This window comes from Halomonas sp. DP5N14-9 (assembly GCF_019802175.1).
Lineage (GTDB): Bacteria > Pseudomonadota > Gammaproteobacteria > Pseudomonadales > Halomonadaceae > Halomonas > Halomonas litopenaei.
This window is the reverse complement of record NZ_JAHVHR010000013.1, coordinates 130,207-143,808: the sequence shown is the minus strand read 5'-3', so window position 1 is coordinate 143,808 and position 13,602 is coordinate 130,207. Positions and strand designations below refer to the sequence as shown.

Genomic DNA, 13,602 nt, shown 5'->3' with positions numbered 1-13,602 from the left:
GGTAAGGAAACAAACGGTCACTTGGCGAAAGCGCTGTCAGCCACCGGTCATGTTCATGAAGCGAACCACCTGAACATCCCCATCGGTGGTGAAATGGTGCCGCTCAGGCTTTAGCGGCATCGCCTCCACGATGGCGGCCTTGAGCTTCTCCATGTCACCGGGGTAGCGCCTCAATACCGCCCTGAGATCCACCGAATGCTCGTTGCCAAGGCACAGCAGCAGACGCCCTTCCACCGTGACCCGAACACGATTGCAGGAAGAACAGAAGTTATGGCTATGGGGCGAGATGAATCCGACCCGAGTCTCGCTATCCTCCATACGGTAGTAGCGAGAAGGCCCTGCGGTGGCTTCCGTCGTGACCATCAGGGGGTAGCGCTGCTCGATCCTTTCGCGCACTTCGTCACTTGAACAATAGGTCTCGGCACGGGAATGGTCGGAAACATCGCCCAGCGGCATCTCCTCGATAAAGCTGATATCCAGCCCCTCTGCCCTGGAGAACTCGACAAGATCCAGCACCTCGTCTTCGTTGCGCCCCTTGAGTACCACCGCATTGAGCTTGATGCGCTCAAAGCCGGCCTGCCGAGCGGCGCTGATGCCGTCCAGCACCTTGTCGAGGTCACCGGTACGCGTCAGCCGTCGAAAGCGCTCGGGATCCAGCGAATCCAGGCTGATGTTGAGACGCTTCATGCCGCCCTGGCGCAGCGCCTCGGCATGCCGCCTCAGGCCCGCCCCGTTGGTGGTCATGGCAAAGTCCCGAAGCCCCGGCAAGGCCCCTATACTGGACACCAGTTGCTCGATATTGCGACGGACCAGCGGCTCTCCCCCGGTCAAACGAATCTTTTCCACGCCGAGCTCGGTGAAGGCTTGCGCCACCTGAGCGATTTCCTCCAGCGTCAGCACCTGGGCACGTGGCAGGAAGGTCATCTCCTCGCTCATGCAGTAGACGCAGCGAAAGTCGCAGCGGTCGGTGACAGACAATCGGACGTAGGTCACCCGGCGACCGAAACTATCGATCAACTGTTGTGTCATTGCGAAGCGACCTCCCAACGCTTGGCGTCGTCATGATCCTGACGACGTTCAGATACCCAGTAATCGCCGCTTTCGGTGTGCTCCTTCTTCCAGAATGGCGCCCGGGTCTTCAGATGGTCCATCAAGAATTCGCAGGCTTCGAAGGCGGCACGCCGATGGGCGCTGGCCACCACCACCAGTACGATGGGATCACCGGGCTCCAGACGACCGATCCGGTGGATCAGGGTTACCTCATCGAGCGGCCAGCGCTGTCGCGCCTCAGCCTCGATCTCGGCCAGCGACGCTTCGGTCATGCCGGGATAATGCTCAAGCGTCAGCGCCGTGACGTCCGGGCGTTCATTGAAGTCCCTGACCAGTCCAGTGAAGCTGACCACCGCTCCGATGTCGGTGCGATGCTCAAGCATCCGGCGCTGTTCATGACCTGCATCGAAGGTCTCATGCTGCACGCGTATCATCGATCAGCCTCCTGTCACCGGCGGGAAGAAGGCCACCTCGTCCTCACAGGTCAGACGGGTACCGTCACTCGCCATCACCTGATTGACGGCGCACAGCACACGCCCTTCATCCAGCCCCTTGAAGCGATCATCCAGGGTCTTCAGTGCCTGCTTGAGACCGGCAACATCGGCACTGGGCAACCTGTCCAGGGGCACCGATGCTTCACCGACGCCAAGCCTTTCGCGCAGTTCAGCCAGGCACTTCACCCTGACACACTGCTCCGCGGCGGACGCAAGCCCCAGGGTCAACGCCGGGCTGTTCTCGGGGCTGGTCACGATCGGCGTTGCCGTCGCAGCGGTCGCGTTCCGACGCAGATAGTCACCGGACTTGCCGCCCTGCTTGGCATCCACGTGGATTTCGCCGATCTCCATCTCCTTGTCCACCGCCTTGCACATGTCGTAAAGGGTGAGACAGGCCACCGATACGGCCGTCAGGGCTTCCATCTCGACCCCGGTCCGTCCGGTCAGACGGCAGGTGGCGGACACCCTGACACAGCTGGATTCGGCGTCGATCTCGAAGTCGACGCTGACCTTGGACAACGCCAGCTGGTGGCAAAGCGGGATCAGCTCGTGGGTGCGTTTCGCGGCCTGAATACCGGCAATCCTGGCGGTCGCCAGCACGTCGCCCTTGGGCAACTTGCCATCGCTCAACAGCGCCAGAGTCTCCGGCGCCATGGAGATGCTTCCGGTCGCCGTCGCCTCCCGTCGGGTCGCTGCCTTGTCGCCGACATCGACCATGTTGGCTTCGCCGCGTGCGTTGAGATGGGAAAGCGTCATGTTCAAGCCTCAGGAAAATCGAAAGAGAGGGAGTACCATCACGATATCATCGATGGACGCCGAGTCCGTATCCTCGGGAATCTCGACCAGGCAATTGGCCGAGACCATGGACGACAGAATACCGGAACCCTGATTGCCTGTATTGACCACCCGCAAGGTCCCGTCCGCATCACAGTGAAAGACACCGCGACTGTAGTCCGTACGTCCGACCCTGCTGCGAAAGGCGCTACCGGCCACGGCCTTCCAGCGTGGCTGAGTGGGTGAGCGCCCTTCCAGAGCCGCCAGCATCGGCACCACAAACACCAGACAGGTCACCATGCAGGCCACCGGGTTACCCGGCAGTCCCAGCAAGGGTGTCTCGTCGGGGCCAACCACCCCACATGCCATGGGCCGGCCTGGCCGCATGGCGATCCGCCACAGGGTCAACCTGCCAAGACGCTCCACCGCTTCCCGGGTGTGGTCCGCCTGCCCCACCGACACTCCGCCACTGGAGACCACCAGATCCGCGGTCCGGGCGGCGTCAGCGAGCTGTTCGACCAGGGCGTCGGTGTCATCGGCGACGATGCCGAGATCGATTACCTCGGCGCCATGCTCCTGCAACAACCCCATCAGAGAATAGCGGTTGGCATCATAGATCGCCGCCTGGGCGCGTGCCTCACCGGGTGCCGTAACCTCATCGCCGGTGGAGAACACGGCTACCCGAGGACGTCGCCGCACCCGGACCTCGGCCTGCCCGAGAGACGCCAACAGGCCAAGCGCGGCGGCTTCGAGGCGCCTGCCTGCTGCAATGGCCACCTGGCCGGCACGCAGATCCTCGCCCGCCTGGCGCACGTTCTGCCCCTGCTTGACGCGGTCGGCGCGTGTCACCCTCACACGATCGCCATCTCGCTCGAGCTGTTCGAGCATGACCACGGTGTCGGCCCCTGGCGGCAAGGGCGCCCCCGTGGTGATGGCAATACACTCACCGTCGCCCAGGCGACCCTGAAAAGGCTGCCCCGCCAGGGCTTCTCCCACCTGGAGAAAGACCTCGCCGGGGTCCTCGGTCGACCAGTTGAGCGCCACCCCATCCATCGCGGAGTTGGTATGCCCGGGCACATCGAAGGGCGCTTCTACCGCCTCGGCCAGCACTCGGCCGTGGGCCCTGGCCAGGGGCACCTTTTCCGCCGCCAGGCGACCAGCCACCAGCGTCAACAGGGCATCGCGCGCCTCCACGACGCCGAGCATGCGCTCACCAAGATCGAAACAGGAGAGCGTTGTCATGACGGTTCTCCTCCCTGGTGCGCGACAAGCCATTCGGGCCATCGCCTCACCCAGGCCTGGACCCAGGCGGCGATGGCGTCATGATCATTGAGATCGAGCGCATCGCCCCTGGTCGCCAGGGGGGCGTCACTGGCGACGGCCTGAATCCATGGATCGTCTTCCGCCATCAGCGGCTTTTCCAGCGCCGGCCGATGGAGCTCCAGCTTGGGTAAAGGCCAGTCCTTGAAGCCCTCGACCAGCACCAGTTGCGGTTCCAGCGGCGCGACCATGGCCAGCAGGGTTGCCAGATCGGCCTCTTCGCCCCCCGGCGTCTCCATCATCAATGCCAGCCGGGCGCGGGAGGCGATCAGGACAGGTTCGGCCCCCGCCATACGCAGGCGATGACTGTCCTTGCCAGGCTGGTCTACCTCGAAGCGGTGGTGGGCGTGCTTGATCACCGCCACCTTGAGCCCGGCGCCCTTCAACATCGGTACCAGACGTTCGAGCAGGGTGGTCTTGCCGGTCCCGCTCCAGGCGGCGATGCCCAACAGCGGCTGATCGGGGCGCAAGCTCAGCGCCTGCGTCATGAGTCACGCTCCTGACGACACGCCTCCAGCCGTCGTCTTTCCTCTTCGGTGTTGAGATTGGCGAAGGCGGCAGCGCAGTCGCTGACGTCGACCCGGTCCCAGCGGTGGCGATCGTACCAGCGGTCGATCTTGCGTTCGCCCTGCTCCAGCACCGCCGCCAGATCCTCATGCAGGTGACGGGACAGCAACGCCACCACGGGGTGCAGCCGCTCTCCGTCATGGGCGACGACAATATCCAGCCCATCGCGCCAGCCAGCCACCAGCCGGGGCACCAGATCGGCGGGCAGCGCCGGGCTGTCGCAGGGCACCACCACCACCCAGGGCGTAGAGGACGCGACCAGACCACTGTAGATGCCCATCAAGGGTCCGTGGTAGCCCGCCTGGTGATCCTCGACCACTCGATCGGCGAGAGCCGCGTACTCGTCCAGATGGCGATTGGCATTGATCATCACGCTAGCCACATGGGGCTTCAGACAGGCAACGGCGTGCGCCGCCAGCGGCTTGCCGTCGAACGGCACCAGCCCCTTGTCGACTCCCCCCATGCGTCGCCCCTGGCCTCCCGCCAGAACCACGCCGCTTATCTCCTTCGCGTCCAGCCTCGCCACCATTGCACCTCTTTTATTGGTCGTCGACAGCATCCTCCATGATGCCTTAGCCACCCGCAGGCTGCCATGAGCGTATCGGGGTAGACAGTAGACGCCAGGGATGTCGGACAGCGACGTTAGCGGGTATCATGTGTCCATCATTATGCACAACATCGGCTTTGCCGAGACGGGAAACAGGATGGAAGACAGTTTCGACGTCGGCGCCAGATTGCGCCAGCTACGACAGGAAAAGCAGCTTTCTCAACGCGAACTGGCGAAAAGAGCCGGCGTGACCAACAGCACCATTTCGCTGATTGAGCTTAACAATGTGAGCCCATCGGTCAGCTCGCTTAAGAAGATTCTTGACGCCTTGCCGGTATCGATCAGCGCTTTCTTCGCGGGTGACGAACCGAACCACCCCAGCCCCTTCTATCGTGCCGCGGAGCTCACCGAGATCGGCGATGGCCATCTGTCCTGGCGGCTTGTCGCGGCCAGACGCCCGGACCGACGCATGTCGGTGCTCCACGAGCGCTATCCGCCCGGAGCCGATACCGGCGAAGAGATGCTTGAACACGACGGCGAGGAAGGCGGCGTCATCATCACCGGCGAGATCGAGATCACCGTCAACGGCGAGACAGGTCTGCTCGGCCCCGGCGACGCCTACTACTTCGACTCACGTCTGCCCCATCGGTTTCGCAACCTGGGGGATCAGGAATGCGTGATTGTCAGTGCGAATACTCCCCCCACCTTTTCCGATGGCGGAGAGCAGCTGCACCATTGATTTCCCCCACCTTTTCCGACGGCGGAGAGCAGCTACATCACTGATGTGAACCTGTAGGCAAGCAGCTGCACCATTGATGAAAGACGACGACAGGGCATGATTGTCAGTGCCCTGTCGCCAACAGCCGATGGCCCGGCTGTCACGCCGGGCCATGGCAATAGCAGGGTTCATTCGTCCTCGCTGGCCCGGGGCAATAGCAGGGTTCATTCGTCCTCGCTGGCCCGGGGCAACACCAGGTTGAGGGCGATGCCGATCAAGGCGGCGAGGCTGACCCCCTGCAGGGCGAACTGGCCATCGCCGAACTGCATACCACCGATGCCGAACACCAGGATCAGCGAGACCACCACCAGGTTACGCGGGGCGGTCAGGGGTTTGCCGGCGCGCACCAGGGTATTCATGCCGACCACCGCGATGGAGCCGAACAGCAGGGTCATGATCCCGCCCATCACCGGGGTAGGAATGGTCTGCAATACTGCCCCCAGCTTGGCGACGAAGGCCAGGGTGATGGCTACCAGTGCGGCGGACACCATGAACATCGGATTGAAGGCGCGGGTCAGGGTGACCGCCCCGGTGACCTCCGAGTAGGTGGTGTTGGGCGGCCCACCGAACAGCGCCGCCGAAATGGTCGCCAGGCCGTCGCCCAACAGGGTGCGATGAAGGCCTGGTTTCTCCAGGTAGTTGCGTCGGGTCACCGAGCCGATCGCCACCATGTCACCGATATGCTCCACCGCCGGCGCGATGGCGACAGGGATCATGAACAGGACCGCCGCCCAGTGAAAGCTCGGCGCGGTGAAGGATGGCAACGCCAGCCAGGCCGCCTCACGTACCGGGCTGAAGTCGACCACCCCCATCAGCAATGCCATCAGATAGCCGGTGACGACCCCCCCCATGATCGGCACCAGGCGCAACAGACCGCGCCCGAAGACCGCCAGGATCAGCGTCACCAGCAGGCTCGACATGGACAGCACCATGGCCTGGGTGTAACCGATGGTCTCGCTGTTCTCGCCGGTGGCCATGCTCACCGCGACCGGTGCCAGGGCCAGACCGATGACCATGATCACCGGTCCTACCACCACCGGCGGCAGCAGCCGATGCAGCCACCCCGTCCCCTTCAGCCGAACCGCCTGGGAGATCGCCACGTAGACGAAACCGGCAGCGATCAGCCCGCCCAGGGTGGCGGAGACACCAAAGTGGGCGATGGAGCCCTGAATAGGGGCAATAAAGGCAAAGGACGACGCCAGAAACACCGGAACCGTCAGACGCGTGGTCAGATGGAACACCAGGGTGCCGATACCGGCGGTGAACATGGCGACGTTGGGATCGAGGCCGGTCAGCAATGGCACCAGCACCAGGGCGCCGAACGCCACGAATAGCATCTGGGCACCGACCAGCGCCAGCCGAAGCAAGGAATCCGCCGATGGGGCGACGGGCGAGGAAGAGGACGAGGGGTCTGACATGGAGGGCTCCGCGGTGGACAAACGCCGGCTATGGTACCAACGCACGCGCAACGTTTCGGCAAAATTTTGCGCGTCTTTCGACGCCACCGCCAACGCTTGGCAGACGCTCCTCTCATCCAGCCTGCGCTATCCAGCCGGCGCCATGTATTGCCCACAAGGCGCCGGGCCCCCGCTGTCTCCAGCGAGGGCCCGGCGTCCTGCACATCAGGGGCCATGCACGAAAGGCGACCTGCGAAGCGCCGTCACCTGCGCACAAGCCTCCGTCCTACTCGCGGGTACCGGCCGACATCCATTCCTCCATCATCTGCTCGTAGGGCACCGTGGTGCCCTGGGGCATCTCGTTGTCCAGCTTGGCCTTGGGCGCGCCGGGCTGGCTCAACCATTCTTCGGGGTCCTTGGGTTCATTGAGCACCGGCGCGTAGGTGGCAAACACCTTGGCCCGCGCCAGACGCGCCATGATGTTGTCGAGGTCACCGGCCAGATTATCCAGCGCCTCCTGGGCGGAGATGTCGCCATTGACCGCGGGAGCCAGATTCTGCCACCACAGTGGCGCCATGCGCGGATAGTCAGGCACGTTGGTGCCGGTAGGCGTCCAGTTGGACTCGTTGGGACTGCGGTAGAATTCCACCAGACCACCCAGCTTCGGCGCCATCTCGGTCATCTGGTCGGAGAAGATGTCGGACCGGCGGATCGGCGTCAGCCCCGCCATCAGCTTCTCCAGCGAGACGGTCTTGGACACGGTGAACTGGGCAAACAGCCAGGCCGCGCTGCGCCGATCCTCCGGCGTCGAATCGAAGAAGGTCCAGGCCCCCACGTCCTGATAGCCGACTTTCATCCCCTCTTCCCAGTACGGGCCGGTGGGAGACGGCGCCATGCGCCACTTGGGATTGCCCTCATCGTCGGTCACTGCCACATCGGGACTGACCATGTCGGCGGTAAAGGCGGTGTACCAGAACATCTGCTGGGCCACGTTGCCCTGGGCCGGCACCGGCCCGGCCTCGCCGAAGGTCATGCCCTGGGCTTCGGGCGGCGCATAGTCTCGAAGCCACTCCACCATCTTGGTGACGGCGAACACCGAGGCCGGTGAATTGGTGGCGCCGCCACGGCTGACGCTGGCCCCCACCGGGTGGCTCTCTTCATCGACCCGAATGCCCCAGTCGTCTACCGGATTGCCGAACGGCACCCCGGGACTGCCCATGCCGGCCATGGACAGCCAGGAGTCATGGAAACGCCACCCCAGCGACGGATCCCGACGGCCGTAGTCCATGTGGCCGTAGACCTTCTGGCCGTCGATCTCGCCGACGTGCTCGCTGAAGAACTCGGCGATGTCCTGATAGGCGGTCCAGTTGGTGGGCACACCCAGATCATAGCCGTAGATGTCCTTGAACTGTGCCTTCAGGTCATCGCGCTGGAACCAGTCATAGCGGAACCAGTAGAGGTTGGCGAACTGCTGATCGGGTAGCTGGTAGATGCTGCCGTCGGGCCCGGTGGTGTACTGAATGCCGATAAAGTCGTCCAGATCGAGGGTCGGCAGCGTCAGGTCCTTCCACTCGTTGGCCATGGCCTCGCTCAGGTTGATGGTCGAGCCGTAGCGAATGTGGGTACCGATGGCGTCCGAGTCGTTGACGTAGGCGTCATAGATATTGCGCCCCGACTGCATCTGGGTCTGCATGTTCTGCACCACATCACCTTCGCCGATGATGTTGTGGGTTACCTCGATACCGGTCAGTTCGGTAAATGCCGGCGCCAGCACGTCGCGCTCCCAGGTGTGGGTGGTCAGGCCCTCGGCGACGGTGTTGATCTCCATGCCTTCAAACGGCTCGGCAGCCTTGGCAAACCATTCCAGTTCAGCGATGCGTTCCTCGCGGCTCAGGGTCGAGTCCTTGAACACCTCGTCGGCCAGGCGCTCGATCACCGCCGTTCGATCGTCCTGGGCCAGGGCGCCGCCGCTGAGCAGCAATAGCCCCACAGCACCTAGTCTGGTCAGCTTGAGTCTAGCGTTCATGGTCACCTCTATTGTTGTCGTCGACCGTCAGGTCGATCGTTGTCGTCGAAGGGAGCCTGGCCCCCGCTAGCCCCATCGCAGCAGGACCAGCATCCACACCACCGATACGCCCAGCGCCAGCCACAGACTCAGGCTGGTGAAGCCCACGACCGCCAGATGGATGTAGGCCGCCGACAGCATGCCGATGAAGAAACGGTCCCCCCGGGTGGTGCTGATCGGCAGAAAACCGCGCCGTTCCCGCGTCGGCGATACCAGCTCCCAGGTCGTCATGACCACCAGCAACAGCGCAATGACACCAAAGAAGATCGCCGTGGGCAGGGTCCATACCATCCAGTCCATGTCGGTGCTCCTCAGGTCCGGCCCAGGGCAAAGCCCTTGGCGATATGATGGCGCACGAAGAACACCACCACGATGCCGGGCACGATGGTCAGTACCCCGGCCGCCGCCAGGGTGCCCCAGTCGATGCCCGAGGCGGTCGAGGTTCGCGTCATCACCGAGGCGATGGGCTGGGCCTCGGTGGAGGTCAGAGTGCGTGCCAGCAACAGCTCGACCCAGGAGAACATGAACAGGAAGAACAGCGTCACGCCGATGCCGGAGCGAATCATCGGAATGAACACCTGGACGAAGAAGCGCGGGAAGCTGTAACCATCAATAAAGGCGGTCTCGTCGATCTCCTTGGGCACGCTGGACATGAAGCCTTCGAGGATCCAAACCGCCAACGGAATATTGAACAGACAGTGGGCCAGCGCCACGGCGATGTGGGTATCGAACAGGCCCACCGTGTAGTAGAGCTGAAAGTACGGCAGCAGGAACACCGCCGGTGGCGCCATCATGTTGGTCAACAGCCAGAAGAACAGGTGCTTGTCACCGATGAAACGGTAGCGACTGAAGGCATAGGCCGCCGGCAGCGCCACGCTCATGCTGATCGCCATGTTCATCAACACATAGGTGATCGAGTTGACGTAACCCATGTACCAGCTCGGGTCGGTGAATATCTTGGCGTAGTTGGCCAAGGTCAGCGATTGCGGCCACAGGGTCAGCTCGCCGAGGATCTCGCTATTGGTCTGCAGCGACATGTTGACCAGCCAGTAGATCGGCAGCAGTACAAACACGATGTAGGCCAGCATCAAGAAGCCACGGCGAAAGCGTCGCCCTGTCGAACGGCCCTGTCGACGGCGGCGGGCCGCCTCCTTTTCGGCGCGCTTTCGCACCTGGTCGGGACTGGATGGCGTGGAATCAGTCATGGCGAGCCCCTCCCTGCCGGTCCTTCTGCAGATTCATGATGGCGGTATAGAACACCCAGCAGACCAGCAGGATGATCAGGAAGTAGATCAGCGAAAAGGCCGCCGAAGGCCCTACATCGAACTGGGCGGTGGCCATGATCGCCAGCGATTGACTGAGGAAGGTGGTCGCGCTTCCCGGCCCGCCGCCGGTCAACACGAAGGGTTCGGCGTAGATCATGAAGGAATGCATGAAACGCAGCAGTACCCCGATCACCAGTACGTTGGTGAGCTTGGGTAGCTGGATATAGCGAAACACCGCCCAGCGTGAAGCGCGATCGATGCGCGCCGCCTGATAGTAGGCCTCGGGAATCGCCTGCAGACCGCTGTAGCAGAGCAGTGCGATCAGCGAGGTCCAGTGCCAGACATCCATCAGCACGATGGTCACCCAGGCGTCCAGCGGACTCGAGGTGATGTTGTAGGGATAGCCGATCTGGCGCAGGCTCCAGCCCATCAGACCGATGTCGCCACGGGTGAATATCTGCCAGATGCTGCCCACCACGTTCCACGGGATCAACAAGGGCAAGGTCACCAGGATCAACACCAGTGACGCCCGCCAGCCACGCTTGGGCATCAACAGCGCGATCCCCACCCCCAGCGGCACCTGAATCGCCAGAATGGTCAGCGAAAACGCAAACTGCCGGGCCAGCGCCGCCTGCAGCGCCGGATCGTTGAGCATCTTGACGAACCATTCGGTGCCGGTGAAGAACCGGGTATTGGCGTCGAAGACGTCCTGCACCGAGTAGTTGACCACCGTCATCAGCGGCACGATGGCCGAGAAGGCGACCAGCGCCAGCATCGGCAGCACCAGCCACCAGGCGCGATTGTTGGGGACCTTGTTCATGGCGCCACCCCTACCCGGGATTCATCTACGTACAAACTCAACCATCTTTCGGGAAAGCGCACCGATACGCGCCCGGAAAGCGCGAGCCCGCCCTCCTCCACGCGCACCTTGAAGCGCGCCTGGTCTAGCGCCAGCGTCAAGATCGAGTAGGTCCCGAGATCCTGGCAGTGGTCCACCACGGCGCTGAGGGTGCCGCTCGTGCCGTCCTCGGAAAGCTCGATGAATTCCGGACGAATGCCCAGCTTGAGGTTGTCGCTGCGTTCACGAGCATCAAGCAGCGACCGTCGCATCTCGGCGGACAGCTCGAGGCGCTGGCCGTCGATCAGGATGTTGTCGCCATCGATGCATGGCGTGAAGAAGTTCATGCCGGGACTACCGATGAAGTAGCCGACGAAGGTGTGAGCGGGGCTTTCGAACAGCTCGCGCGGGGTACCGAACTGGACGATTCGACCGTCGTACATCACCGCAATCTTGTCGGCAAAGGTCGAGGCTTCGAGTTGATCGTGGGTCACGTAGATCATGGTGATGGCGAAGCGCTGATGGATCTCCTTCAGCTTGCGCCGCAGCTTCCACTTGAGCTGCGGGTCGATCACCGTCAGTGGCTCGTCGAACAGGATGGCCGCCACATCATCACGGACCAGGCCACGCCCCATGGACACCTTCTGTTTCTCGTCGGCGCTGAGGTTGCGCGCCTTGCTGGCCAGGCGGTCGGTCAGATCAAGGATGTCCGCGACCTCCTCGACCCTCTCGCGAACCCGCTCCTCCGGGGTCTTCACGTTGCGCAGCGGGAAGGCCAGGTTGTCGTAGACCGTCATGGTGTCGTAGACCACCGGGAACTGAAACACCTGGGCGATGTTGCGCTCTTCAGGCGGCAGCTCGTTGACCATGACCCCGTCGAAGCGCACCTCGCCCTGGGAAGGCACCAGCAGCCCGGAGATGATATTGAGCAGGGTCGACTTGCCGCAGCCGGATGGCCCCAGCAGGGCATAGGCACCACCCTGCTCCCACACGTGATCCATCTGTTCGATGGCGTAGTCGCTGCGCTTCGAAGGCGACGCCGAATAGCTGTGCGCCAACTGTGAAAGGCGAATCTCGGCCATGCTAGCGCTCCTCCCCTGACGCCGACGCCGGCGGTGCCTGCCGTGACGACGGAAGCGGCGGACGCACCCCTCCGTCACCGGCTTCCGGCGGCACGTGCAGGGTCTTACCATCCATGTCGAACACGAACAGGCGATGCACCGGTACATAGAGTGTGATCGGCTCATCCACACGAAAGCTGTGAACACCGGGAAGGTGCGCCACCAGCGACATCCTTTCGTTGCCTACGTGCAGGAAGGTCTCGGAGCCACTGATCTCGGCCAGCTCGACCTTGACGTCAAGCGCCAGGTCATCGTCCGCCCGGGGCTGCATGGCCAGATGAGCCGGCCGCACACCGAAGCGGTAGCTGCCCTCGTCAAGCGCCGCCAGAGCTTCATCGAGCGGAAAGTGCACCTCGTCGTCAAAGCTCACCTCACCGTCGCGGATACGCCCTTCCAGCACATTGATGGGGGGTTCGGAGAACATCTCCGCCGCGGTCAGGGAGGCCGGCTGGCGGAACACCGTAGCGGTCGGGCCATGCTGAACCAGGCGCCCCTCGTGCAGAATTGCCGTATTGCCACCCAGCGCCAGCGCTTCCGCCGGTTCGGTGGTGGCGTAGACCGCGATGCAGTCACGCCGGGCGAACAAGGCACTCAACTCCTCGCGAAACTCCTCGCGCAGCTTGTAGTCGAGGTTGACCAGAGGCTCATCGAACAGCACCAGGTCCGCGTCCTTGACCAGTGCCCGTGCCATGGCGGTGCGCTGCTGCTGGCCACCGGACAGCTCCAGCGGCTGGCGGTCGAGCAGGCCCTCGATGTGCAGCAGCTCAGCGATCTCGTGGACACGCCGCTGGATCTCGCTCTTGGCGACACGGGCCAGCTTCAGCGGAGAGGCAATATTGTCGAAGACACTCTGGTGGGGGTAGTTGATGAACTGCTGGTAGACCATCGCCACGTTGCGTTGGCGCACCCCCTTGCCGGTCACGTCTTCACCCTGCATCAGGATGCGCCCGCGGGTCGGCTGGTCCAGCCCGGCCATCAGGCGCATCAGGCTGGTCTTGCCGGCCAGGGTGCGGCCCAGCAGGACATTGAAAGAACCCGGCTCCAGGGTCAGGCTGACGTCATCGATGTGGGTCTCGCTCGCCACCTTGCGGGTGACGCCGTCGAGGATCAGGGACATGGGCGTACTCTTTCGCGCAGAGGTTCCCCTCGTCTCCGAGGGGCGTCATCTGTACGGTAGTAGAGAATCTCTACTCGCCCGTGATGTTTTTAAACGAAAGGCCCCGCCACGCGCCAGAAGACGCCCTTTTTATGCCTCATCTCCTTGTTTTTGCTTTTCTTTTTCACCGACACCAACTTTTGTCTAATGCGAAAAGCCACCTCTCTGGTAGCTGAGTATTGGTGCAGATGTTGTTTCCAGAAAAAAAAAGCGCCCAATGTTCGCAAAGG

The 13,602-nt window shown here is 63.0% G+C and carries 14 protein-coding genes; 1 reads left to right on the top strand and 13 read right to left on the bottom strand.

Annotation, left to right across the window (positions count from 1 at the left end; genetic code table 11):
* Positions 1-36: 36 nt before the first annotated feature.
* The 6 genes from moaA to mobA are packed head-to-tail and all read right to left on the bottom strand — an operon-like array spanning position 37 to position 4,734.
* A complete protein-coding gene (moaA, locus tag KUW00_RS09410) occupies positions 37-1,029 on the bottom strand; it encodes a GTP 3',8-cyclase MoaA (protein ID WP_222516511.1) in 993 nt (330 codons plus the stop codon).
* Positions 1,026-1,484 (bottom strand): molybdopterin synthase catalytic subunit MoaE, encoded by a 459-nt coding sequence (gene moaE, locus KUW00_RS09405; RefSeq protein ID WP_108133107.1) that lies wholly within the window; start codon positions 1,482-1,484, stop codon positions 1,026-1,028. The genes moaA and moaE overlap by 4 nt, the downstream gene beginning before the upstream one ends.
* A 3-nt stretch (positions 1,485-1,487) precedes the next feature.
* Positions 1,488-2,300, bottom strand: coding sequence for a cyclic pyranopterin monophosphate synthase MoaC (gene moaC, locus KUW00_RS09400; RefSeq protein WP_108133106.1), 813 nt, complete (start codon positions 2,298-2,300; stop codon positions 1,488-1,490).
* Positions 2,301-2,309: 9 nt separating this feature from the next.
* Entirely contained in the window at positions 2,310-3,560 is a 1,251-nt protein-coding gene (gene glp, locus KUW00_RS09395; RefSeq protein ID WP_222568896.1) for a gephyrin-like molybdotransferase Glp, read from the bottom strand.
* Positions 3,557-4,126 carry a molybdopterin-guanine dinucleotide biosynthesis protein B gene (gene mobB, locus KUW00_RS09390; RefSeq protein WP_108448785.1) on the bottom strand — a complete coding sequence of 190 codons (570 nt, stop codon included), beginning with the start codon at positions 4,124-4,126 and terminating at the stop codon, positions 3,557-3,559. The genes glp and mobB overlap by 4 nt, the downstream gene beginning before the upstream one ends.
* Positions 4,123-4,734, bottom strand: coding sequence for a molybdenum cofactor guanylyltransferase MobA (gene mobA / locus KUW00_RS09385; protein WP_045994202.1), 612 nt, complete (start codon positions 4,732-4,734; stop codon positions 4,123-4,125). Before mobA ends, mobB begins: the two co-directional genes overlap by 4 nt.
* A gap of 175 nt (positions 4,735-4,909) precedes the next feature.
* Here mobA and KUW00_RS09380 point away from each other — a divergent pair, with 175 nt between their 5' ends.
* Positions 4,910-5,491 carry a cupin domain-containing protein gene (locus KUW00_RS09380; protein WP_108133103.1) on the top strand — a complete coding sequence of 194 codons (582 nt, stop codon included), beginning with the start codon at positions 4,910-4,912 and terminating at the stop codon, positions 5,489-5,491.
* 203 nt (positions 5,492-5,694) lie between these two features.
* Here KUW00_RS09380 and KUW00_RS09375 read toward each other — a convergent pair whose 3' ends face one another.
* From KUW00_RS09375 to KUW00_RS09345, 7 genes are all read right to left on the bottom strand, one after another.
* Positions 5,695-6,948, bottom strand: a complete 1,254-nt coding sequence (locus KUW00_RS09375) for a uracil-xanthine permease family protein (protein WP_222568895.1) — start codon at positions 6,946-6,948, stop codon at positions 5,695-5,697.
* Positions 6,949-7,213: 265 nt separating this feature from the next.
* Positions 7,214-8,953: an ABC transporter substrate-binding protein gene (locus KUW00_RS09370; protein WP_045994205.1), complete on the bottom strand. Its 1,740-nt coding sequence runs from the start codon at positions 8,951-8,953 to the stop codon at positions 7,214-7,216.
* Between the two features lie 66 nt (positions 8,954-9,019).
* On the bottom strand, positions 9,020-9,292 hold the full coding sequence (locus KUW00_RS09365; RefSeq protein ID WP_108133102.1) for a DUF2160 domain-containing protein: 273 nt from the start codon (positions 9,290-9,292) through the stop codon (positions 9,020-9,022).
* 11 nt (positions 9,293-9,303) lie between these two features.
* Positions 9,304-10,197: a carbohydrate ABC transporter permease gene (locus tag KUW00_RS09360; RefSeq protein WP_108133101.1), complete on the bottom strand. Its 894-nt coding sequence runs from the start codon at positions 10,195-10,197 to the stop codon at positions 9,304-9,306.
* Positions 10,190-11,077 (bottom strand): carbohydrate ABC transporter permease, encoded by an 888-nt coding sequence (locus KUW00_RS09355; RefSeq protein WP_045994208.1) that lies wholly within the window; start codon positions 11,075-11,077, stop codon positions 10,190-10,192. The genes KUW00_RS09360 and KUW00_RS09355 overlap by 8 nt, the downstream gene beginning before the upstream one ends.
* Entirely contained in the window at positions 11,074-12,177 is a 1,104-nt protein-coding gene (locus tag KUW00_RS09350) for an ABC transporter ATP-binding protein (RefSeq protein ID WP_222568894.1), read from the bottom strand. Before KUW00_RS09350 ends, KUW00_RS09355 begins: the two co-directional genes overlap by 4 nt.
* Position 12,178: 1 nt before the next feature.
* Positions 12,179-13,333: an ABC transporter ATP-binding protein gene (locus KUW00_RS09345; protein WP_108448787.1), complete on the bottom strand. Its 1,155-nt coding sequence runs from the start codon at positions 13,331-13,333 to the stop codon at positions 12,179-12,181.
* Positions 13,334-13,602 lie beyond the last annotated feature (269 nt).